21 protein-coding genes are annotated in these 24634 nt (G+C 39.1%); 19 read left to right on the forward strand and 2 right to left on the reverse strand.

The features are described 5' to 3' along the window. Window positions 1–55 precede the first annotated feature (55 nt). Together IGI77_RS01050 and IGI77_RS01055 are read left to right on the forward strand one after the other, a co-directional pair. A complete protein-coding gene (locus IGI77_RS01050) occupies window positions 56–1912 on the forward strand; it encodes a beta-glucoside-specific PTS transporter subunit IIABC (RefSeq protein ID WP_438769243.1) in 1857 nt (618 codons plus the stop codon). A gap of 20 nt (window positions 1913–1932) precedes the next feature. Further along, window positions 1933–3390, forward strand: coding sequence for a glycoside hydrolase family 1 protein (locus IGI77_RS01055; protein WP_438769244.1), 1458 nt, complete (start codon window positions 1933–1935; stop codon window positions 3388–3390). 196 nt (window positions 3391–3586) lie between these two features. Here IGI77_RS01055 and IGI77_RS01060 read toward each other — a convergent pair whose 3' ends face one another. Continuing rightward, window positions 3587–4336 (reverse strand): DeoR/GlpR family DNA-binding transcription regulator, encoded by a 750-nt coding sequence (locus IGI77_RS01060; protein ID WP_368742024.1) that lies wholly within the window; start codon window positions 4334–4336, stop codon window positions 3587–3589. Between the two features lie 185 nt (window positions 4337–4521). Between IGI77_RS01060 and IGI77_RS01065 the strand changes: the two genes are divergently transcribed. The 9 genes from IGI77_RS01065 (at window position 4522) to IGI77_RS01105 (ending at window position 15295) form a co-directional block, all read left to right on the forward strand. Next, window positions 4522–5220: a ribulose-phosphate 3-epimerase gene (locus tag IGI77_RS01065; protein ID WP_438769245.1), complete on the forward strand. Its 699-nt coding sequence runs from the start codon at window positions 4522–4524 to the stop codon at window positions 5218–5220. After that, window positions 5220–5777 (forward strand): 6-phospho-3-hexuloisomerase, encoded by a 558-nt coding sequence (gene hxlB / locus IGI77_RS01070; protein WP_438769246.1) that lies wholly within the window; start codon window positions 5220–5222, stop codon window positions 5775–5777. Before IGI77_RS01065 ends, hxlB begins: the two co-directional genes overlap by 1 nt. A gap of 9 nt (window positions 5778–5786) precedes the next feature. Then, complete coding sequence (locus IGI77_RS01075) at window positions 5787–6995, forward strand: mannitol-1-phosphate 5-dehydrogenase (protein ID WP_438769248.1); 1209 nt, start codon at window positions 5787–5789, stop codon at window positions 6993–6995. Then, window positions 6970–7416 (forward strand): PTS sugar transporter subunit IIA, encoded by a 447-nt coding sequence (locus IGI77_RS01080; RefSeq protein ID WP_368742020.1) that lies wholly within the window; start codon window positions 6970–6972, stop codon window positions 7414–7416. Before IGI77_RS01075 ends, IGI77_RS01080 begins: the two co-directional genes overlap by 26 nt. Window positions 7417–7440: 24 nt before the next feature. After that, window positions 7441–8898, forward strand: coding sequence for a PTS mannitol transporter subunit IICB (locus IGI77_RS01085; protein WP_368742019.1), 1458 nt, complete (start codon window positions 7441–7443; stop codon window positions 8896–8898). 726 nt (window positions 8899–9624) lie between these two features. After that, window positions 9625–11391, forward strand: coding sequence for a DUF2264 domain-containing protein (locus tag IGI77_RS01090; protein WP_438769249.1), 1767 nt, complete (start codon window positions 9625–9627; stop codon window positions 11389–11391). After that, a complete protein-coding gene (locus IGI77_RS01095; RefSeq protein ID WP_438769250.1) occupies window positions 11366–12193 on the forward strand; it encodes a hypothetical protein in 828 nt (275 codons plus the stop codon). Before IGI77_RS01090 ends, IGI77_RS01095 begins: the two co-directional genes overlap by 26 nt. 149 nt (window positions 12194–12342) lie before the next feature. After that, on the forward strand, window positions 12343–13506 hold the full coding sequence (locus IGI77_RS01100) for a glycoside hydrolase family 88 protein (RefSeq protein WP_438769251.1): 1164 nt from the start codon (window positions 12343–12345) through the stop codon (window positions 13504–13506). Between the two features lie 13 nt (window positions 13507–13519). Next, a complete protein-coding gene (locus IGI77_RS01105) occupies window positions 13520–15295 on the forward strand; it encodes a glycoside hydrolase family 35 protein (RefSeq protein WP_438769252.1) in 1776 nt (591 codons plus the stop codon). Between the two features lie 24 nt (window positions 15296–15319). Here IGI77_RS01105 and IGI77_RS01110 read toward each other — a convergent pair whose 3' ends face one another. Beyond that, entirely contained in the window at window positions 15320–16027 is a 708-nt protein-coding gene (locus tag IGI77_RS01110; protein ID WP_060791605.1) for a GntR family transcriptional regulator, read from the reverse strand. Between the two features lie 190 nt (window positions 16028–16217). On the opposite strand from IGI77_RS01110, the gene IGI77_RS01115 reads away from it, so the two are divergent. From IGI77_RS01115 to IGI77_RS01150, 8 genes are all read left to right on the forward strand, one after another. Continuing rightward, window positions 16218–17180 carry a PTS mannose/fructose/sorbose transporter subunit IIAB gene (locus tag IGI77_RS01115; protein ID WP_438769253.1) on the forward strand — a complete coding sequence of 321 codons (963 nt, stop codon included), beginning with the start codon at window positions 16218–16220 and terminating at the stop codon, window positions 17178–17180. Between the two features lie 140 nt (window positions 17181–17320). Further along, window positions 17321–18109, forward strand: a complete 789-nt coding sequence (locus IGI77_RS01120; RefSeq protein ID WP_005226797.1) for a PTS mannose/fructose/sorbose/N-acetylgalactosamine transporter subunit IIC — start codon at window positions 17321–17323, stop codon at window positions 18107–18109. After that, window positions 18093–18902: a PTS system mannose/fructose/sorbose family transporter subunit IID gene (locus tag IGI77_RS01125; protein WP_034695281.1), complete on the forward strand. Its 810-nt coding sequence runs from the start codon at window positions 18093–18095 to the stop codon at window positions 18900–18902. The genes IGI77_RS01120 and IGI77_RS01125 overlap by 17 nt, the downstream gene beginning before the upstream one ends. Before the next feature lie 358 nt (window positions 18903–19260). Next, entirely contained in the window at window positions 19261–19872 is a 612-nt protein-coding gene (locus tag IGI77_RS01130; RefSeq protein ID WP_438769254.1) for a class I SAM-dependent methyltransferase, read from the forward strand. A gap of 430 nt (window positions 19873–20302) precedes the next feature. Further along, on the forward strand, window positions 20303–22300 hold the full coding sequence (locus IGI77_RS01135; RefSeq protein ID WP_438769255.1) for an NERD domain-containing protein: 1998 nt from the start codon (window positions 20303–20305) through the stop codon (window positions 22298–22300). A 312-nt stretch (window positions 22301–22612) separates the two neighbouring features. Then, on the forward strand, window positions 22613–22906 hold the full coding sequence (locus tag IGI77_RS01140; protein ID WP_438769257.1) for a hypothetical protein: 294 nt from the start codon (window positions 22613–22615) through the stop codon (window positions 22904–22906). Between the two features lie 19 nt (window positions 22907–22925). Further along, window positions 22926–23813, forward strand: coding sequence for a hypothetical protein (locus IGI77_RS01145; RefSeq protein WP_005226808.1), 888 nt, complete (start codon window positions 22926–22928; stop codon window positions 23811–23813). Between the two features lie 16 nt (window positions 23814–23829). After that, window positions 23830–24306, forward strand: coding sequence for a hypothetical protein (locus IGI77_RS01150; protein ID WP_060791603.1), 477 nt, complete (start codon window positions 23830–23832; stop codon window positions 24304–24306). Window positions 24307–24634 lie beyond the last annotated feature (328 nt).

Raw genomic sequence — 24634 nt, forward strand, 5'->3', positions numbered from 1 at the left:
GCCTAAGTGGAAGTTTTTTCACTTGGGCTTTTTCTTTAGTAAAGGAGGAGCAACAATGGAAAATAAAGAATTAGCGAAAAAAATCATTGCCTTAGTTGGTGGAAAAAGTAACATATCCCATAGCTGGCATTGCATCACCCGTTTACGATTTAACTTGATAGATGATTCGAAAGTAAAAAAGAATGAGATCAATGAATTAGCAGGAGTGATCGGCAGTCAATTTAGTGGGGGGCAATATCAAGTGATCATTGGTGCCAAGGTGGCTGAAGTCTACAAAGAAGTTGCCGATCAAATAGGGGAAGAGGCTACTAAGGAAGGGTCTTCGAATAAGAAAATGAACTTCTTGGATAAAATTTTCGATGTGATCAGTGGAATCTTCACGCCACTGATGCCTGCAATCATCGGGTCAGGTTTGATCAAAGGTCTCATGGCATTATTCGTTGTAGTTGGGTGGCTTTCACCAGAGAGCTCAGCCTATGAAGTATTGAACATCTTCTCAGATGCGGTATTTTACTTCTTGCCTTTCTTTGTTGCTATCACAGCAGCTAGAAAATTTCAGACGAAAGAGTCACTGGCTGCTGCGTTAGCAGCGATCCTCATGTATCCCACGCTGATCAATGGTGCAGCAGAAGGAGGAAGTGCATTATCGTTATTTGGTCTAGCCATTCCATTAAATAACTATTCTTCTACGGTATTACCGATTATTTTAGGTGTACTTCTTATGAGCTATATCAATAAATGGATGGATCGAGTAGTTCCTAAAACAGTTAACATCGTTTTTAGTCCAATGTTGACCTTACTAGTCACGGCACCGATTCTATTAGCGATCGTTGCACCACTAGGAAATTTTTTAGGTAAATATTTAGAAGAAATCTTTACCACGTTGTTCACCGTTGCAGGTCCTTTAGCGGGCTTGTTGATGGGAGGTCTGATGCCGCTGATCGTCATAACAGGTATGCATTATGCTTTCTTTCCTGGAACATTTGCTAGTCTTCAAAAATTAGGCTACGATATTATGCTTTTGCCGATGAATTTGGTTGCGAATAGTGCACAGGCTGGAGCTGTTTTAGGGGTAGCTTTGAAGGCGAAAAAAGCGACCACGAAATCTTTGGCATTTTCTACTCTGATTCCTGCAATTTTCGGAATTACTGAACCAGCTATCTATGGCGTAACGTTGCGCTTGAAGAAACCTTTCTATGCCTCATTGGCAGGTGGCGCTGTAGGAGGAACGATTTTTGGCTTTTTTGCTGTCAAAGTGACCGCATTTTCTATTCCTGGTATTACTGCTTTACCAACATACATTATTCAGGATTCGAATAATTTTATTTATGCGCTGATCGGTTATATCGCTAGTTTTGTCGTTTCGTTTGTTCTAACAATGTTTTTGGGATTTGAAGAAGAAGCATCAGAAAAAGCATCAGAAAAAATGACCAATACTCCAGTTGAAACCAAATATCCGATTGAAGTTTATTCTCCTATGAAAGGCGAGGTCAGAGATTTAGCGACCGTTACAGATGAGACATTTTCAACAGGACTAATGGGAAAAGGAGTAGCAATTTTTCCAGAAGAAGGCGTAGTCTACGCACCATTTTCTGGGAAAATCACGATGATGACTCCGACGAAGCATGCGGTAGGAATACGTTCAGAAGAAGGTGTCGATCTTTTGATCCATGTTGGGATCGATACCGTCAAGCTGCAAGGCGAATCTTTTGATTATCTTGTTGCAGCAGACGAAACAGTCGAAAAAGGACAACCCATCATTAGGTTCGATTTAGAAAAAATAGCTAGAAGTGGGTATGATCTAACAACAATGATCATTGTGACCAATAGCTCAGAATTTTTAGACGTGATCATTACTGGTGATAGGCAAGTGGAGTCAACGACATCGCGCTTGATGATGTGCATCCAATAATAGAAAAGGAGAGAAAAATAATGAAAAAATTTACAGGACTTAAAGATGATTTTTTATGGGGAGGAGCTACCGCTGCTAACCAAATCGAAGGTGCCTATTTAGAAGGCGGAAAAGGATTATCGACTTCAGATTTTGCTGCATACAAAGACCCATATGCTTCTGGAAAAGTAAATAATTTTACTTTTAACGTTACTTCAAAAGAGTTAGCTGAGTATACGATGCATCCTGAATATTATCTTTTCCCAAAACGTTGGGGCATTGATTTTTACCATCGGTACAAAGAAGATATTGCTTTATTTGCAGAAATGGGATTTAAATGTTTTCGCTTATCAATCTCATGGGCGAGGATTTTCCCCACGGGACTTGAAGATGAGCCGAATGAATCAGGACTAGCTTTTTATGATGCTGTTTTCGATGAGTGTGCGAAATATGGTATTGAGCCTTTGGTAACGATGTCACATTATGAAATGCCGATCGAGCTGACGAAGAAGTACAACGGATGGATCAGTCGTGAGCTAGTTCCCTTGTTTGAGAAGTATGCCCGAGTCATTCTTGAACGCTATAAAAATAAGGTGAAGTATTGGATCACGTTCAATGAAATGAATATGAATCTTAATAGCTTATATACAGGGGCGGGGATCTTAGAAGATTTAGTGGATGATTCATTGCAAGCGGCATATCAAGCGTCTCACCATCAATTCTTGGCAAGCGCATTGGCTGTAAAAGCTGCGAAAGAAATTATTCCTGATGTAAAGATTGGGTGTATGATCAATCAAATAGAAGCATATGCGCATACAACAAAGCCAGAAGATCAACTGCAAGCGGTGAAATCCAATCAGTTGAATATGTTTTATCCAGATGTTCAAGCACGGGGGTATTATCCTAGCTATATTTATAGCTACTTTTCAGAGAATGACTTGTCCATCGATATCCGACCAGAAGATGCGGCTATCCTTCAAGAGGGGACAGTGGACTTTGTGGCCATTAGTTATTATATGTCTCATGTTGCGGAGGCTAGAGAAGATGCTTCTAAATTAGCAGGTACTTTTGATAGCCCAATTAAAAATGAATATTTAGAGCTCTCTCAATGGGACTGGCCAATTGATCCAATTGGGTTAAGAATATCATTGATCAAATTATATGATCGTTTCCAAAAACCTTTATTTGTTTGTGAAAATGGATTAGGAGCGAAAGATGAGTTAGTCAATGGGGAAGTTCACGATGCGTATCGAATCGATTATTTAAAAAAACACATTGAACAAATGCGCGAAGCCGTTAGAGACGGTGTTGATCTCATGGGATACACGCCATGGGGCTGCATTGATCTGATCAGTTGCGGAACTTCTCAAATGTCAAAACGCTACGGCTTTATCTATGTGGATCAAGATGACCAAGGACAAGGAAGTTTGGCTCGTTATCGGAAAGACTCATTTTATTGGTACAAGAAAGTGATTGCTTCTAATGGAGATGAATTATAAAAAAGGCTGTGAATTACTAGTTCGTTTACGAAGTATAAAAATAGAAAAGATCAGATAAACTTTAAAAGCGGAAAGTTTCCTCTTGTCGGACTCTTTCAAAGCAGAAGCCAAAAAGCACGCGACAGCATTTTCAACTGCTGTCGCGTATTTGTGATTCATCGGTTTTTAAACGTGTTGGTTCGTAAAGTAGAAGCTCCTAATCAATCAGGACCATTTTACTTTTGCTGTATTCTCTTTTAATTTTCTCAGGAATATTTTCAGAAATCAAAAAACTAATATCATCGACGGGCCCTACGATTTGGTTACTTACTGTACCGAATTTATCATTCGTAATCATGGAGAGAACTTCTGTTGATATAGAAACCATTTTACTTTTGATTTCGGCTTCTTGTACAGTGGGCACACTAATACCAGTATCAATATCAATATTATATATGCCCATAATATAAAGATCGGCACGTATTTTATCTAAATCTTTGTACGTTTGCACTCCTAAGTTGATCATTGAGTGTTTATATAAGATCCCGCCTAAACTAATGACCTCAATATTTCGATGCTGTGCTAACGAGACTGCAATTGGTGGGCTATTTGTAATGATCGTTGCACGAAAATCATGGGGGATTTTCCTGACAAACGCAAGATTTGTTGTACTGCCATCAATAATGATTACCGTATCTTCTTTCAGAAAAGGAAGAGCTTTTGTAGCTAAGCTTTCTTTCTTTTCACTAAATAATTGTTCACGAAAGTGAAAATCTGTAAGTGGTGGCCCTACACGTAAAGCACCGCTATGTACACGTTTGAGTAATCCTTGATTGTCGAGCTCCTTCAAATCTCTTCGAATAGTATCTTCTGAAACATTAAAACGAAGACTTAAGTCGCTGGCAATTACTTTTTGTTCTAAATCCAACAATTCTAAAATCTTTTGTTTCCGTTCCTCTTTTAGCATATAATCACCTCAATTTATTTTCTCATGGATGCATGTTTTTGACAATTTAAATAGCGTAATTATTAATAATACAACAAAAACGTGCACATAAACGCTAAAATAGGCATTAAAAATGCAACAAAGTGTTGACAAGTGCGTTTATAAGCGTTTACAATAAGCTTAAATTTAAAAAAAGGAGCAAAAAAATGAAGAAAATAGTACTTTCACCTTCTGTTATGTGTGCAGATTTAGTTAATTTAGCGTCTAGTGTAAAGGAATTGGAAGAAATCGGCATTGATACACTGCATATCGATGTTATCGACGGCGCATTTAGTCCGAGCATGCCACTGGGTATCGAAACGATCAAACGAATGAGAGAAATTACCAAGCTAGATTTTGATATTCATATTATGGCTATGAATAATGAGTACTTTATAAAAGAAATGCTCGCTATTGGGGTTCAGAATATTACTTTCCATTATGAGACAAGTTTACACATTGATCGTTATGTCCGTTTGATCAAAGATGCCGGAGCCAGAGCAGCGATCGCGTTAAATCCTGGTACTTCTTTATCAGTTTTAGATGCCATTATTGAGGAATTAGATATGATTTGCTTAATGTTGATAAATCCCGGTTTTGCAACAAACAAGAATGAAAAACAAGTACCTTATGCTACTCAAAAAATTACTAAACTAAAGCATATGATTGAATCTAAGGGGTTATCTACCTCTATTCAAGTGGATGGGCGTGTTTCTTTAGAAAGTATTGCGGAACTTGTTTATGCAGGGGCTGATAATCTTGTCTTAGGGAGTACAAGTTTGTTTATCAAAGAAAATAGTTTAGCAGAAAATCGACGATTGGTTTGGGAAGCCGTGGAAACAGGACAAACACTAGGAGGGCAATAATGAATTATTTAAAAACTGAAGAAAAAATTGTTTCAGAAATCGCAAGCACATTGCGTTTGATTTCTGAAAAACAGATAGAAGAATTGATCATGGAAATCAAGAGCGCTAAGCGAGTATTTTTTGTCGGTGTAGGACGTGTCCTACTCTCCTTGCAATCAATCGCTAAACGGTTAGCTCATCTAGGGGTCGAAACGATTATTGTTGGTCAAATCACTGAACCCGCAATTACTTCTGAAGACTTGTTAATTGTGGGATCAGGAAGTGGCGAAAGCCTATTTCCGCTTTCAATTGCCAAAAAAGCAAAGAGTTTTTCTGCAAGAGTTGTTCATATTGGCTCAAATCCTGATAGTTCAATGAAGAGCATCGCCGACTTATTTGTTCGAATTCCTGTACAAAGTAAGTTGAGTCTTTCAGATGAAGTTGCTTCTGTTCAACCTATGACAAGTCTCTTTGAACAATGCTTATTATTGCTAGGTGACACGGTCGCTTTGATGATGATTGAAGAAGCTCAAATTGATATGCCAAGTTTGTGGCAGTATCATGCAAATTTAGAGTAGGTGAGTTCGATGAAAGCTGTTCATTTTGGCGCTGGAAATATTGGTCGTGGTTTTATTGGTCAGGTTTTAAGGAATAGCGGTTTTAGTCTAGTTTTTGTTGATACCAACCAAGAAGTTATTGATCAAATCAATTTGGATCAAGGGTATTTCATAGAGGTATTAGACGAAATGCAAACACAATTCTGGATTGATCAAGTATCCGCAATCAATAGCAACGATACGGAAAAAGTAATTGATGAGTTAATTGATTGTGATTTGATTACGACTTCAGTTGGAGCAGGAAACTTAAAATATATTGCTCCAGTGCTGAAGAGCGCTATGCTCAAGCGGTATTCGGATGGAAATAAAATTAATGTTTTAGCAAATGAAAATGTAATAAATGCCAGTGATATTTTAAGGGATGCAATTAAGCGACTATGCTCGGACAAAGAATGGGAAGAAATTACGAGTATTGCTTATTTTGTAAACACAGCAATCGATAGACAGGCATTGTCAAAATTTGAGAATGATCGTCCTATTGCAGTTGTCGAACCATACTATGAGTGGGTGATCGATCAAACTGCCTTAAATCCAAATCAAAAATTTCAATTGATGAATGTGACCCTCGTTCAAGAAATGAAACCTTTTATTGAGAGAAAATTGTTTATTGTCAATGCTGAACATGCAGCATTCGCTTACTTAGGTAGGTTATTGGGGTTTTCAACTATACAAGATGCCATTCGTGATCAAGAATGTTGCTTAATAGTCAGGAAGTTTCTAAATGAAAACAAGCAGTATTTTCTAAAAAGTTACCCTATGTCTGAATCCGAGTTAACTCATTTTATTGATAAAACGATTGAAAGACACGGAAATCCTGCTATTTCAGATGATGTTGCTAGAGTTGGCAGATCGCCAATTCGGAAGTTAGAAAGATATGATCGGTTAGTAGGTCCAGTCATGGCCTTAGAGGAGCGGGGACTAGCTAATTCTTTCGGGAAGTTTATTATAGCGGCAGCTTATCTTTATGAGAACGAAGAGGATGTAGAGGCTGTTCAAATGCAAAGAATGATTCAAGAGATGGGTATACAAGACGCAATTTGCCATATTTCTAAGGTGCCGCCATTAGTCGCACAAGAAATTGCTGGTGCTTACGTTCAAGTAAAAGAGAATCTCAACCAAGTTTTTTCTTTTATGGAAGGAGGAGACGAAACATATGATACAAGAAGTCCTAAAAAATAATATTCAGTTTCGAGAGAGCATATCTGATTGGCAAGAAGCTATTCAAATAGCAGCAAAACCATTATTGGAGAAGAAGTTTATTAATGAGGAATACATTGAGGCGATGATAAATAATGTGCTTGATAATGGGAATTATATAATTATTTTACCAGAAGTGGCTATGCCTCATGCGCGCCATGAGTACGGTGCACTCAAAACGGGAATTAGTTTTATGAAAACGACTAGTCCTGTCTTTTTCCCAGGAAATGAACCGGTTTTCTTATTTTTTGTCCTTTCTGCTGACACGAATGATGGACATTTGGAACTTTTAGCAGATTTGGGTGAGGCATTGATGGAAGCTGCAACAGTCCAATTATTAAAAGAGGCTACGACCGAGGAGCAAGTTTTACAGGTGTTTGCTCAACAGTTAGATGAGAACTAGGCGATTAGAAAAGGAGGTAAAATTATGACAGAAATGGTAAACGAAAAAGTTTCGTTAAGGGCGAAAGTTCAAGCGTTTGGTGGCTTTTTAACAAACATGGTCTTACCAAACATTGGTGCATTTATTGCTTGGGGAATTATAACGGCACTATTTATTCCTACGGGGTGGTTTCCCAACGACTCATTGAACGAACTGGTTGGTCCAAGTATCACTTATTTATTGCCTTTACTTTTAGCTTATACGGGCGGTCGAATGGTCGGAGGCGAAAGAGGAGCTGTTCTGGGAGCTATTGGAACGATGGGTGTCATAATTGGAGCTGAGATTCCAATGTTCTTAGGGGCAATGATCGTAGGACCTCTGGGTGGTTGGATCATGAAAAAAACAGATAAGTTTTTAGAAGATCGGATTCCTGCGGGCTTTGAGATGGTGGTTAACAATTTTACTATAGGGATTATTGGTTTTTGCTTGATGATTTTATCATACAGAGTGATTGGACCAGTTATCGAAGGGCTAAACTTAGGTGTTACAAATGCTGTAGAAGCTTTGGTAGCTACTGGCTTTCTACCGCTATTATCTTTAATCAATGAACCAGCAAAAGTATTATTTTTGAATAATGTTATCGATCAAGGGATTTACTATCCGTTAGGGATGCAACAAACTTTAGAAGCTGGGAAATCAATTTACTTTATGGTTGCTTCAAATCCTGGACCAGGTTTAGGACTACTTTTGGCTTATACCTTTTTTGGGCAAAAAGCAGCAAAGCGTACTGCTCCAGGAGCAATTATTATTCATTTCTTAGGTGGTATCCATGAAATGTATTTCCCGTATGTACTGATGAAGCCGATAACTATTTTAGCAATGATAGCGGGTGGTATGGCTGGAACAGCAACGTTTCAAATGTTGGGTGTGGGATTGGTTGCGGGACCTAGTCCAGGTTCAATTTTTTCTTATTTAGCTTTGACACCAAGAGGGAATTACTTAGGTGTAATCTTAGGTGTGCTTGTTGGAACGATTGTATCTTTCTTAATCACAATGATTATTCTGAAGGCGGATAAAAAACATACAGTGGATACTGATGAGTTTGAAGCGAATTTAGAAAAATCAAAGCAAATGAAGGCTGAAGGAAAAGCTTTATTAAAGCAAAAAGAAAATGCAAATAACGAACAAAGCTCTATAAGTTTTACTAAGATTTCTTTTGCTTGCGATGCTGGAATGGGATCCAGTGCGATGGGAGCGACAACGTTCAAGAGAAAGCTGCAAAAACTAGGGATCGAACATATTGAGGTTAAAAACTACCGTATTGAGGATGTACCAGAAACTAGTGATTTGATAGTTGTTCATCGTGATTTAGAAGAGCGGACAAGAAGGACTCATCCGAGTGCTCGAATCATTGGATTGTCTAACTATCTACAGGATCCCAAAATCGATGCGTTGATTGAAGAAGTATTACAGGATAAAAAGATTCATGAAAAGCAATATTAATAAAGAATATCAGTCGTTTTGAAACAAACAGAATTATTTGGGGAATGTGGATTAGAATTTTATAGGGAATATAATTTAGATCTGGAGCAGAAATAAATTCTGTTCTGGATTTTTCTTTATATTCATTAAATCCGATTGTAAACCAAATTGTCGCCGTATTATATTTCTATGGCCCAGTACAATATTTAGGAACATCACAATATCCATTAGTTATTTTTGTAGTAAATAAATCACATGTTAGCTTTACAAGAGGTCCGAAAAATTAATGGAGAAATTCACTCCTTTTTCCCTTCTTTTATTTTATCGGTAGTTACGTTGCATGATATCTTATTAAAAAAGTTATTATTGTCTGTACATGGCGGTTTAAAAATAGAGTGTTCACATTTGTTTTATATAGAATGGATAATTTCAAATTTAGTTCGAACAAAATTCTATATGACGAAAGTAAGTTATGTTTAAGATTGTCCTTAAAAAATCCTAGCATTAAATTTTCATCCAAATATTCTCATGGTTTATCACATTTTCTTAATTTTACACCAGTTAACTTTCACCATTTCTCCAATCACTTTCCCATAGCTTCAATTCCTCTTTTTTTGTTAACAGGTTAAGTCAAAAATCCCTCGAAATCTTTTCTCATTTTTCAGCAGTATTGCCAGTAGAAGATCGCTTGATAAAAAAGCCGTTGCTTGCTATTCTGTTCTGTAAATTGACAGAAGGAGATGGCGTATGAAGCAAATGGCAATCAAAGAGAATCCATTTTTGACGCGTCTGGATTATCAGCGGGCATTGGAAGATATGATCGCTCCTTTGCGAGAAGCGATCTTGGCAGATGACTATCCAGGATTGAATCTAGGTAGCAGTGGGGCCGTATATGATCGAACACGGGCTGAGATGGAAGCGCTTGTGCGTCCTTTGTGGGGGCTGGCGCCTTATTGGAGGGTTTGCCCAGATGATCCGTTACGAGCAGCTTACGTAGAAAAAGTGATAGCAGGGACAGATCCTGAACACGCGTTTTACTGGGGAAGGATCACGGATTATGATCAATACATCGTGGAAGCAGCCGCATTGTCATTGACCCTATTGTTGCAAAAGGACGCTTTTTGGACAGCGTTGCCGCAGAAGAACCAGCGAAAGCTAGTGGCTTGGCTTTCCCAAGCACTTGAGTGCAAGATTCCTAAGAACAACTGGACATTCTTCAAAGTGTTGATACGCGTTGCCTTGTTTCACTGTGGGGAACCATTGGCAAAAGAAGAATTGTCCCAAGAGTTGGCATTGATCGATTCCATGTACGTTGGCGATGGTTGGTACGTAGACGGGAAAACGACGCAGCGAGATTACTACATTCCTTTTGCGTTTCATTATTACGGCTTGATTTACGCTACATTTATGCAAGACGAAGATCCAGAATGGGCGCAGCGTTTTAAAGAGCGAGCCACGCTATTTGCGCAAGACTTCGTCTATTATTTTGATGAAGATGGCGAAGCCTTGCCCTATGGCCGCAGCCTGACTTATCGGTTTGCGCAAGGGGCGTTTTTCTCGGCACTGGTTTTCGCAGACGTCGAAGCGATCCCATGGGGACAGGTGCGAGGACTACTGGCGAAGCACTTGCGCAATTGGATGGCACAAGAAATTTTCACTTTCGATGGTCGCTTGTCCATCGGGTACCACTATGAAAATCATGTAATGGCAGAAGGGTACAATGCACCAGGCTCGCCTTATTGGGGGCTGAAGACCTTTTTGCTTTTAGCGGTCGCAGAAACGCATCCTTTTTGGCGGGCTGAACCTGAGCCAATCAAAAGAGAGCCGCAAAAACGGATTGAAAAAGGCAATATGTTGCTGGTGCACAACGAAAAAAGCCATCATCTGTTGGGGTATCCTGCAGGCTTGATGCTTGAACAGCAAGCCCATGCTCAAGCAAAATACAGCAAATTCGTCTATTCGAGCAAACTTGGTTTCAGTGTGCCGAAAGCTGGCGTCACGTATGCCGAAGGCGCCTTCGATAGCACATTAGCTATTGCTCGAGATGGCAGCTATTTTCGCACGAAGGGCGCAGTCAGGGATTATCGAGTGACGGAAAAAGGGGTCTTTTACCAATGGGCACCCTTTGAGGAGGTAGTGATTGAAACTGAGATTTATCCCTTTGGTCAGTGGCATGTGCGCGTGCACGAGTTGACGACGACGATTTCGTTGGACCTCCGTGAGGGCGGGTTTAGTGTACCGCTGACTGGACGGTTGCCTCAGGCCCAAACAGGATCGACCTGGAGTCGAGTCAGTGAAGGCGGCTTTTGTTCTCAAATCATCAACATCGAAGGCTATCAACAAGCCAGTATTGTTCAGCCAGAAGCCAATACCTCCGTCTTTTTTCCAAGAACTAGTTTTCCATACTTAGCACAACATATCCTGCCAGGGAAGCACCGTTTGATTTGTTTAGTCGGTGGTATCGTAGAAAAAGAAAGGAGCGATCCAAATGATTACGCTAGCAATAAAAAATAAGCAGGACCAGGTGATCGTCGGTCGCATCGACCATGAAAAAGAACCCGCGCCGTTTCAAGTTTCTGGTGATGATTTGGCCGTATTAGCCATTAAAAACTATCTCTATGAGGAAGGGGATAAGATCGTCGTTGAGGTAACGGGGGAAAATCCGTATTATGTCCTTCAGCTTGATGAAACCTTAGCACCATCACTGATCTATCTTTCCCAATCCACTTGGGAATATCAGATCCCTTGGACGGAATCTCATCGAAAGTCCTCGGTGGAAACGGCCTTTGCCTCGCAGCGCCATCACCTGATGGTGCGTAAAGCCCATGCGTTTGAGATCACGAATTATCAAAATTTATCTTTCAATGCCCATGATCAAAAGTCAGCGACAGGGGTTTATCCTCATGCTTCAGCGAATGTGGAGACGCGAGGTGATTCCGTCTTTTTTGCCAAGAATGCGATCGATGGAAAATATGGCAACCGATCCCACGGTTCGTATCCGTTTGCTTCTTGGGGCATCAATCAGCAAGCCGATGCTGCATTGACCATTGATTTTGGTCGTCCTGTCTTGATCGATCGGGTTCGCTTCCTATTACGGGCAGATTATCCCCATGATAGCTATTGGACCAAAGGGACCTTGGTCTTTGCTGATGGAGAAGAGCTGGTGGTGGAAACGACAAATATGGCGTCATTTCAAGAAGTTCGTTTTCCGAAAAAAGAAACGACTAAGCTAACCTATAAAGAGCTGCAAAAAGCAGAGGATGATTCCCCATTTCCAGCTCTTACACAAATCGAAGTATTTGGTTGGAACTGTTAAAAAAAGAGGACAAGAGCATGACAGGTCTGCATTTGTGGGCAGTTGTCATGCTCTTTTTTTAGGAATCAATGAAGGAAGGTCGCTTTTTTTATGCATTTACGTTATAATGATTTCAGTTAATATGTTAACAAGTTAAGGAGAGGGTAAACATGCGTCTGCAAGAGAACAAACAACGCTTGATCCTGTTAGGAGAAAAAGTGACCGATGTGTGGTTAGCGGATAAAATCACCGCGTGCATCCAACAGATCGAAAAAAATAGTCAGCGCTTTGGCACACAGTTTCCTTCAGCCTGTGCCACCAATGGCAAATATCGGCTGAAAGGCAACGATGATTGGACCAATGGCTTTTGGACGGGGATGTTGTGGCTCGCCTATGAGTGGACCAAAGAGAAGAACTTTTTGACTCGAGCAATGGAGAATATCGACAGTTTTCAAACGCGCTTAGACGACCATTTTGTATTGGATCATCATGATATTGGATTTTTATATAGCTTATCTGCCGGTGCGGGCTACAAGATCACTGGCGATGAACACTGCAAGCAAGAAGTCATTCAAGCAGCAGATGTTTTGTTGGCACGTTTTCAAGAAAAGGGGGAATTTATTCAAGCTTGGGGCACTTATGGCGACCCACAAGAATACCGCTTGATTATTGATTCGCTACTGAACTTGCCGCTTTTATTTGCAGCAACCCAATTGTCGGGAGAGCCTCGTTATGCAGAGGCCGCGAGTAAGCATTATCAGACAGTCCGAAAGACTGTCATCAAAAATGACGCCACCACCTTTCATACCTACTATTTCGATCCAGAGACGGGACAGCCAAGTCACGGGGCGACGCATCAAGGAAATAGCGATCAGTCGATTTGGGCACGAGGGCAAAGCTGGGCGATTTTAGGGCTTCCTTTGAATGAAAGCTACTTGCATAGTCAACCTTTTCCAGAAAATTATTCGCAGATCGTGGAGGTGTTCTTAGCTCATTTGCCCGCAGATCTCGTGCCGTATTGGGACTTTGATTTTAACGACCAACATCCTGCTGAAAAAGACAGCTCAGCTTTAGCGATCGCAGCTTGTGGCTTGTTGGAAGCAGAGAAAATGGGGGCGTATCCGGATGCAAAAAAAATCGCTAAAGGGATGCTTTACCAATTAGGCGAGCAGTATGCAGCGAGCCAAGTGCCAGAAAATGAGGGCTTATTGCTACATGGTGTGTATGCTCATGCGGAAGGCAAAGGCATCGATGAACCCAATCTTTGGGGAGACTATTTCTATTTAGAAGGATTGATCCGATTGGCATTGCCTAATTGGCAAAGATACTGGTAAAGGGGAAGACGACATGCGAACGTTTGAGATAAAAGAAGATTTTTTGTTAGATGGAAAACCAATCAAATTGATCAGCGGAGCGATCCATTATTTCCGTATGACACCGGCGCAATGGACAGATAGCCTCTACAATCTAAAAGCACTGGGAGCCAACACAGTTGAGACCTACATTCCTTGGAATCTCCACGAACCTCGTGAAGGAGTCTACGACTTTGAAGGAATGAAAGACATCTGTGCTTTTGTAAAGCAAGCCCAAGCGCTAGGCTTGATGGTCATTTTGCGGCCTTCTGTCTACATCTGTGCTGAATGGGAATTTGGCGGGCTGCCAGCTTGGCTGTTAAACGAACCGATGCGGTTGCGCTCAACCGACCCACGCTTCATGGCAAAGGTGCGTAACTATTTCCAGGTCTTGCTGCCAAAGCTTGTGCCGTTGCAGATCACCCATGGGGGACCAGTGATCATGATGCAGGTGGAAAATGAGTACGGCTCTTATGGAATGGAAAAAGCGTATTTGCGCCAGACCAAAGAGTTGATGGAAGAATGCGGCATCGATGTACCCTTGTTTACCTCAGATGGGGCATGGGAAGAAGTCTTGGACGCTGGGACATTGATTGAAGACGACGTCTTTGTCACAGGAAATTTCGGCAGTCGTTCCAAGGAAAATGCGGCTGTGATGAAAGAGTTTATGGCAAAACATGGCAAAAACTGGCCCATCATGTGCATGGAATATTGGGATGGCTGGTTCAACCGCTGGGGCGAGCCGATCATCAAGCGAGACGGTCAAGACTTAGCTAATGAAGTCAAAGAGATGTTAGCGGTCGGCTCCTTGAATCTCTACATGTTCCATGGAGGCACGAACTTTGGCTTTTACAATGGCTGTTCCGCTCGGGGAGCGCTGGATCTACCACAAGTGTCCAGCTATGATTACGATGCTTTACTGACAGAAGCAGGAGAACCTACCGACAAATACTATCAGGTACAAAAAGCCATAAAAGAAGCCTGTCCTGAAGTGTGGCAAGCCAACCCACGGACCAAGCAATTAGCGGCGTTAGGAACCTTTCCCATCGAAAACAGTGTCTCGTTATTGGCCATCAAAGACCAGCTGATGGCACCGCAAGAAAGCATGTATCCACTAACAATGGAAGCTGCCAGTACAGGCTACGGCTATTTGCTCTATTCGGTTCAGTTAAAAAACTATCATCGAGAAAACAAATTAAAAGTGGTAGAAGCTAGCGATCGGTTGCATATTTTTACCGACGGCCAATTACAGGCGATCCAATACCAAGAAACGCTAGGTGAGGAGCTGTTGATCCAAGGGACACCAGATAAAGAAACCATCGAGCTAGATGTCTTAGTAGAAAACTTAGGGCGCGTGAACTACGGCTTTAAATTGAATGGACCTACACAAGCCAAAGGCATCCGTGGGGGCATCATGCAAGATATTCATTTCCATCAAGGCTATCGTCATTACCCATTGACGCTTTCCGCAGAGCAGCTACAAGCCATCGATTATCAAGCAGGAAAAAATCCGACACACCCCTCCTTTTATCAAACGACCTTCACGCTGACAGAGGTAGGAGATACGTTCATCGATTGCCGTGGGTATGGCAAAGGCGTCGTTATCGTCAACGGCACCAATCTTGGTCGCTATTGGCAACGTGGCCCCGTGCATTCCTTATACTGTCCGAAAGAATTTTTGAAAAAAGGCAGCAACGAAGTCGTGGTATTTGAAACCGATGGCGTGGAGATCAAGGAACTCGTTTTCTGTGATCAACCTGTCGTGGAATAAAAAAATAGAAGTAGAGACCCAAATTTACGCGGGCTCTACTTCTATTTTTGTTTTGAAATATTTCCAATGCTTGTAGCTGACGATGTATTCAGCGACACTTCCATCTGCTAAATAGGAGTGCTTGACTTGTTTGACCGCAGGCTCTCGGAAGCTCAGTTGCAATAAGTTCAACAATTCAGCGTCATCAGGAAAGACGATTTCGTTGGTTTCAACAGAAGCCAATGAGAAAAGATCGATCGCAAAGTCTTTTCGGACCCGCTCATAAACACTGGCATACCGGTTGAGGTTTTTGGCGATCGGTTCTTTCATCAGCTTCTTCGGCAGATGAGTGATGTGAACCAAGAAAGGAACATCGCCAAAATAGCGGACCCGTTTGATTCGGTAGTAGGAAGCACTGGCAGCCAAGCCTAATTCTTTCAAAATCTCAGGATCATTTCCTTCTTCCACCGCAAGAACCTTGACCTTTTCTTGGTCCAGTGAATGCAGCTCGATGTCGGAAAACTTCACACTCTGAGATACTTTTGCTTTTGAAACAAAGGTCCCTTTGCCTTGGATGCGATACAGATAGCCAGCACTCGTCAATTCATTCAACGCTTTGACTGCCGTGATCGAACTAACAGAATACATCCGCTTGATATCCGCCTCTGAATAAAACTTATCACCGGGAATGAATTTATGGTCTTTGATTTCTTGTAAAAGATCTTGCTTGATCTGCTCATACTTTGGCAACACAGTGGTTTCCCTCCATTCCATATGAATACATCAAGCATAACATGTTAAATCCTTTCCTGCCACTTAATTATTGTAGAAAATATGTTGTTTTCCAGTCTGTACAGGCCTAAAAAATAAAATTCAATATGTTAAGATATTAGGTTTACGGATGGCTTGCCATGTGGTATAGTATGCTTACAAGGAACATAACATGTTAAGTAGGGCGACCTACGGAGTAGGAGGGAAATTAGTGGAAAACATTGTATTGATCAGTCATGGCGGCATGGCAGAAGGGGTCAAAAGCAGTCTGGAGATGATCGTAGGCCAGCAAGCAAACGTTCACACCGTTTCATTACGACCAGATAGTGACAATCTGCAGTTTGAAAAAGATTTGAACGAGAAAATGAAAGCCCTTAACGGTTCAACATTGATTATTGCGGATCTATTAGGAGGAACCCCGTGCAACGTTGCAGTCAAGAATTATTTAGAGGATGACAAAGTGGCGATTTTCGCTGGAATGACATTGTCCGTAGTGATCGAGGCAGTCGTCAATCAACGAGCGACGATCAACGAGCTGCTTTGCTTAGCCAAAGAAAACATCGTTGATGTCAAAGCAGGGATGAACCAGGCAGAACAAGAAATTTTAGAAGAAAAGCAAGAGGAACTAGGGGATTACAGTGCGTATGCTGGACAAGAAAATATTGTCAATAGTCGGATCGATGAGCGCTTGATCCATGGACAAGTTGCGGGTATCTGGTCCACCAGTTTAAACACGCAACGGATCATCGTGGCCAATGATGAAGCCGCCGCAGACCCATTACAAAAATCTTCTTTACGAATGGCAGCGCCAACTTCGATGCGACTTTCCGTCCTTCCAGTGGCAACTGCAGCCAAGAATATTCGCGCTGGTCGTTACGGCAAGCAACGGTTGTTTTTACTTTTCAAAAATCCCCAAGATGTTTTGCGTTATATTGAAGCAGATGGACCGATCAAAGCGATCAACGTCGGTAACATGAGCTACAAAGAAGGCGCACGGGAAGTGACCAAAAGCATTCAAGTGCTGCCAGAAGAAGAGCCGATCTTTGAAGCGATCGCCGCAAAAGGAATCACCGTCACGGCACAGCTTGTACCCAATGAACCATCGATCGACTTTATGAAGAAATTACGAGGATAAATCAGGCAGCGCTTCGATCGAGGAGAATATGTAGCGGAAGATCTGTCGAAAAACGAGTGTTTTTCACGATTTATCTGAGGCGACACAACGATCGATAACCAGCCAGTTAAGACTCGTTCATACAATTAGGAGGAAAATTCATGCATTTAGCAGCGTATCAAATCATTCTTATTACTGTTTATGCTTTTATTGCTATTAATGATTCACTTATTTCCAATACGTTGACCCAACCAGCGATCGCCGGAATGATTTCTGGAATGATCATGGGGGACTTGAAGACCGGTTTGATGGTCGGCGGTACCTTGCAGTTGATGCGTTTAGGGATCGCCGCATTTGGTGGTGCATCCGTCCCAGATTATTTTACCGGCGCAGTACTGGGAACGGCGTTTGCCGTGATCTCAGGAAACGGCGCGGAATACGGCATCGGCTTAGCGGTTCCAGTGTCCTTACTGATGCTGCAACTGGACGTCGTGGCTCGTTTTTGTAACGTATTTCTACTACACCGGATCGATAGAGCCATCGACAACATGCAAGTCAAACGAATCCCACGGTTAGTTTTATCGGGTTCTTTCTTATGGGGATTGTCACGGGCGATTCCGATTTTATTGATGCTTTTAGCTGGAGATGCAGTCGTTACGACGATTACCGATAACACGCCAGAATGGCTGATGACTGGACTAAAAACCGCTGGTGGCGTCTTGCCAGTCGTCGGGGTAGCGATCTTATTGCGCTACTTGCCAACAAAGCACTACATTCCTTATTTGTTATTAGGCTTCTTTTTAGCTGCGTATCTGCAAGTCCCAATGCTCGGCGTTTCCATCATTGGGCTCGTAGCAGCAATGTTAGTCTTTAAACGAGATAGCGAAAAAGGCACCGTTGCAACGGCAGCTGCTGGAGATTTTGAAGGAGGATATGATGGCGATGAGTGATCAAAAACTGACAAAAAAAGAGTTGAATACCATTAGCTGGCGCTATATTTTGGCAAGCCAATTAAACTGGAACTATGAGCGAATGATGAGTTCAGGCTACCTTTACGGTATCCTGCCCGTCTTGAAAAAATTCTATGGCCACGATGAAGCTCAGCTACAAGATATGCTGCGGACCCACAATCAATTTTTCAATACCAATGCGATCTTTGGGAACTTGATCATGGGGATCGATGTCGCGATTGAAGAACAAGACGGACACAAAGCCAAAGAAACGATCATCGCCTTGAAAACGGCCTTGATGGGTTCCTTAGCAGGTGTCGGTGACTCCTTGTTCCACGTGATTTGGGGAACGATCTTTGGCTCTGTTGCCGGCACATTGGCGCAAAATGGTTCCGTCGTTGGCTGTGTCATCTGGATCATCGCCAACATCGCGTTACTTTTCGGTCGGGCAGCGTTGCTACCTCTAGGTTACAAACAAGGGGTCAAATTAGTGACGACCTTGAAAGACAAATTATCGGCCTTCACCAATGCCGCAACCGTTTTAGGAGTCACAGTGATTGGTGCCTTGATTCCCTCTGTGGTCAAAGCAACTGTTCCTTTTGTCTATAAAAAAGATGGCGTCGAATTGGTGATCCAAGACACGTTGGATGCCATCTTGCCATCCCTTGTACCTATCTTGCTCGTCTTGCTGACCTACTGGATGTTAGGCCAAAAGAAACTAAATTCCACTCGAGTAATTTGGATCATCTTGATCTTGTCGATCGTTTTGAGTGCGTTTGGTATTTTGGGTTAGAATTAGCAGTAACAACTGATAGATAGATAAGAATATGTAAATAGAAAAAGAGTGTGGAATATTTTTCCGCACTCTTTTTTTATAAAATAATTTTCTTATTTGTACTCATAAATGATTTGATTTTAACGAAAAACCGTTATATTTACTCCTATAAATCAAATATTTTAATTATTTTTATTATATAATGATTGAAAAGCTGTTTTTTGTTTGGGCAGTGGACTAGAAAAATGAGGATCTTTGGCTTGGTAATTAATTGACCAATTCACAAGGGTCTTACGGTGATTATGGTGATAATCTACTATTAGTGATAAAGCTGCCACCAAGTAATTCATAAAACAGCCAAAGGAGTGGGTATGATTTGCTTGCAGTCAGATATGATGAACTATCATTAGAGTTTGAAACAAATGAAAGCGTATTTTCCCCAAAAGGGTTAGATGTAGGAACGAAAGCGATGTTAAAAGAAGCAGTTATCAATGACCAGGATAGAATTTTGGATCTGGGATGCGGTTATGGGTTTGTAGGGATTTATCTGGCAAAAAAGTATCCTGACACAACAGTTACAATGACAGACATTTCAGCAAATGCCATCGACTTGACTACAAAAAATGCGCAACGAAATGACGTAGCACCAGAGATCGTCTTAAGTGAAGGCTTTAAAGAAATCAGCGACAAAACGTTTGATGTTATTCTGTCTAATCCGCCGTACCATGTAGATTTTTCTGTGCCAAAAGAATTTATCGAACGAGCCTATCGTCAACTGGCACTCAACGGAAAGCTATACATGGTGACCAAGCGCCGAAAATGGTATGAGAACAAGATTCGCTCCGTTTTCGGTTACGTGAAAGTCACAGAAGTTGACGACTATTACGTATTTTACGCAGAAAAGCGGGCGAAAAAGCCGTTAGTAAAAAAGAAAGAAAAAAAGATGTCAAAGAAGCTGCAACGGAAATATGGGAAGAGGAAAGGATGATATGTTAAAAGATTGATGAGGAAAAATTATACAAAAGAAAGTTCTGAAATTCACCTAGCATAGGCACTACAGTCACAAGGAAAATGGCAGTAAAGCTAAATAAGCTCGTTGATAGGACGCCCATTTCCTGACCCCAATTATTTCACTTGTAAGTTAGATTTTCTAAAAAGTGTTGCTAATTCTGGTAAGTTACTTAACGTATTGTTAGCGAATACATTGGTTCGAATAACAAACTTATAGTGGTAGATAAACCTCCAGGAGGAAGTGATAAATTCCCGTTGGCTCCTTCTCATGTATCTATTTTACTCTGAGAAATCACACCATAACGAAATAAATTACGTTAGGAATATCTTGTTCAATTTTTTTTGCTTTTAAAGACAACTTTAAAAAATCGTTAGACAAATTTTAAATTTACGAGGAGAGCATAGAAATGGGAAATGACTTTTACACCAAAAACCAACAGTTTGACTATTTGGATTATATGGATGAAATGAAAAAACTAAGTAAAAAGAAATATATTGAAAAATTATTTAAAGAAGCGCCTGATGATATTTATCTTTTTCTGCTTAAAATCAAATCACTTGGCTTAGAAATTAATGAGTATCTGTGTTCCTATAAACCAAATCCATATTTAGAAAAATACAATAATTTACTAAAAAAAAACACAGATACAGGAATGAATAAAGTTTTAGATAGACATTTAAAACAAGTTGACCAGCTACAAAATTTGTTCGTAGAATCTAATAAATCTATCAACAAAGAGCTTGATGAATCTATGATTAACCCCAACCATATTTTGGCTATATTTATAATTTTTTTGGAGAGACAATTGAGATTTTTAAGAGAACAAAATAATTTGGATATTAGTCTTGAACAGAGGGTTAATACTTATGATACTTATGTATTTAGTTCAGGAAATATCTTAAAGTATTTACTTCATAACATTTCTCTGGAAAAACAATGTGGAATTAATCGAATATTTTCAGAAAAAAATTTATTATGGAATATAAATGTATATTCGAAATATCAAGAAAGAGATAATTTAATGGATGCTTTTGAGTATTGGAAGTATTCAGATATACGAATTGAAGAAATTTATGAGAAAGTAATTATCGATTTTTTAGATGAGGATTTTAATAGAGCTGTTTTAGTATCTAATTTTAGATATAAAAGATTTATGACTAGTATTGAATTAGACATTTTAAATTATAAATTAGAAAAAGACAGACGAAGGATTGATGGAGCAATCGACGAAGAACTAACAACTTTTTTATCAGAAGAACTTTGTCGAAGATATATTGGACAAGAAAACTTAGATAAAAAAGTTCATGGCATTGAAATTAGAAAGTGGATAGAGGGAATCTATTTTTTACAACATGAATCTATTCTATATTCCAATAAAAAGAAGAATAGAAATATTTACTCTGTTCAGAATTTATGTGTTGTAAAAACAAAGTATGATTGGATCAAAAAATTGTCTAAGTTTTCTCAAAATATATCAAAAAAAGAAGCAAAAATGATTTTAGAAAAGTTCATTTTTACTGGCAAATCAAAAGACTTAATAGATGCTCCATTAATAAAGATTCAAGATAAATTAATACTGTTACCAACGTTAGCTAAAGAAATTCGACCACTTTCTGTCATTTTATCTATGTTTTCAAGAGATGAAGAAGAGAACAAAAAAAATAGGGAAGACATTGCATTAGGGTTCAAAGGAGCTATGTTTGAACAACGTACCAAACACTTATTACAAGTTTGTAGTCAAATAGATGCTAAACGATTACATATTAAGATTACAAAGGAAAAAGACTTGGAAAGAGAGATTGATTTAGCATTTGTTTTAGATAAAACGCTCTTCTTATTTGAATGTAAGTCATTCAATCAACCGTATACGGTAAGAGAGCATGCTAAAACTAATAAGAAAATAAAAGAGGCAATTAAACAATTAAATAAAAATGCTGACTATTTTGAGGAGAATATTTCTATAACTCTAAAGCAATTGGGATTGAGTGAAGAAATATCAATAGAAAAAGTCCAGCGGGTATTACTTACCTCTACTATTCTTGGTGAAGCTGGGAAACAAGAGAATGTGTTGGTAGTTGATGAAGCTTCATTTAACGCATTTTTGTTAAGGAATCCTCCAACGGTTTCTCATATTGATGGAGCTATTAAAGAAAGAATATGTTTAGATACAGAAAATATTTATTCAGGTAAAATTACAGCAGAAAAATTGTTGGTATTTCTAAGAAGACAGCTTTCAGTTAAAATTATGCAAAGCTTTATAGTGAAAACACACGATTCAGATAGGAAAGTGGAATATAAATACTGTAAAAAAGACATTGAAGACTCCTATATAGAAAATGATGTGAAAATAAAGATAGCAATAGATAGAGTCTTTGCTACTTATGAGAAAAATTTATCAGAATGATTTTCTACTATAAAAAAATATAAAAAAACAATTGATATCAGACACAAAAAAGCCTTGGTAGGCCTTTTTATAGGAACTCCAAAGCTTTTTATACTATTCCCATTCCATGCGCTTGATGATTTATAAGGATTGATTTGTTGAGTTTATGCAGTTTTGTATCGTTTGGGAGTGATAGAAATTGTAATGTTCTTCTTGTGTTGGTTGCAAATTGGTTGCAGTAATAAAATTTTTTTGAATGAAATGCTTGAAAATGCTTGAATTTATGTTATTGTAAGTTGTAGTAATTCAAATAAACAAAAGAGGTGGGGTTTTATGTTGTTCAAAGAAAATCTAGATAGAGTTTTTAAAAGTAGTGACCTAAGAATTCTAATTGATTCAGAATTTAAAATATTAATTGATAACTGGGGAAAGCTTCAATTAAATGAATACTTAAGTAGAGATGAACTAAAAGAATTATGCAGAGGTATAAAATATGCTTTAATCGAAGCGAATAAAAAGGTTGTGGAAAAAGAGAACTTTGTTTTTTATGATTTTGATGCCAAATATTTCATTGATGATGTGCAGTTTTTCTTACTTGCAAGTGCAAACGCAAAAGATTTGATTTGAGAATTTGAGAGGAAAAAAAATGTTATCTGAAAAACAAGAAAAATTAAAACAAATGCTGCTAACACCTATTGTGGTTGATAAACTTACCAATACAATTCAAAAAGAAGGCGACACAATAAAAAGCGCTCAAGTATATAGAGGTGTGGAAGACCCCGACATGTCTGATGTATCAATTGCTTTTTACGAAATCATCTATAAAAATACTATTCCCAAAAATCAACAAGGCGAATTTAATGTATTTGGAAAATCTGATGATAAAGGAAATATTTATATTAATGATTTTGCCAATGTTTCTTTTGCTGGTGATACAATGAACTCTTTTAAAACAATTTCTGGGAAATTGATTAAAGAGTTATCAATAGATGGGGAAAAAATAAATAAGCAATACTATATGCCCAATGATTCAAAAGGACGAATGAGATTGATATTTGACAGTGATGCTGATGAGTATACTCAAAAGATATTTTATGAATTTTATAAACTGTATCATAGTTTAGCTAATTTTTGGATAATACCTATAGAGATGGGAAGAAAGAGTTCTAAAACAATTTCTATAGATAATTTTGAATTTAGAACACAAGATTATATGGGAAGGTTTTTGAGTGAAATTAGGAATAATTGGAACAGATTGAAAAAACAAGGATTATACAATTTCTATTTTAAAAATTTTGAAGATTACAGCGAATTTATAGAAAAGCATTTTATTATTGAAACGGACTATTTAGAATCTCCAAAAGATGAAACTGAAAACTTCGGTTCACTGAATGAAAAAGATGCTGTTAGCATTGTTTCAGGAATGATTACTGCAATTAAAAATAGAGCGGAACTGTTATCGAAATCAGAATACGCCGAACAATTATGGATTTTACTTAGCAATATCACAACAGATAGCTCTGATAAATTGTAAATAGGGAGTATGACAAATGGCAAGGGTATATAAAGCAGTCAGATTGGCTTATGAGGCTAAAATTTGGATAGACAAACTAATTATTCATAGAGAACGAGAACTAAAAAATGAACTAAAAAATGGCTTGATTAATAAACTAGAAACAGACATGCAAGAACATTACAGTGATTTGCTGGATGGGATATCATTCAATGTGGTGTTAAAAGTATCAGCTGGTAGTGTTATAGAACAAGCTTACAGATATTGTAAAAAACAAAATTTCACTGATGACGATTGGGAAAAAATTCAAAATCGCATGGATAGAACAATTGTAAAAGAAAATTATAAAGATAAATCTTCCGTTACGCCCCGACTTTATTTAGATGAAAATGTATTAGATGGCTTAGAGGAATATCGTTACCATTTTAAAAGTGATGAGCCTAGTAAACGTCTACCGCGATTAAGTTATATCATTAAATTAATTATTTTTGCCTTTTATAGTCAAATCGACTAGAAAGTTATTTTTCTAAATAGTTTAGTCGCTATTTAGAATTTTATTTCAAATAAATGTTTACATGTTGTACCACGATATCGAATAGAGGGTGTTATTATGAAAAAGTGGAACAAGCAAGCCTTATTCTAAAAGAAATCGAATACTACTTACAATTCGATACCCTATAACGTGAATACGCCGAAAAAGCATACTCAAAGCATTATCAAAAATTGAAAGGATTGAAAAAAATGAACGCTGATAATTTTCGTTTCTACTTTTTCTTAGCTCTAGGTATAGGGCTAGCCATAACAAAGGTGACTGGCTTAATGTTTGGTTTACTAGCCGTAGT

Origin of the sequence: Enterococcus sp. DIV0213h, from assembly GCF_051711285.1 — a bacterium.
GTDB lineage: Bacteria > Bacillota > Bacilli > Lactobacillales > Enterococcaceae > Enterococcus_D > Enterococcus_D casseliflavus.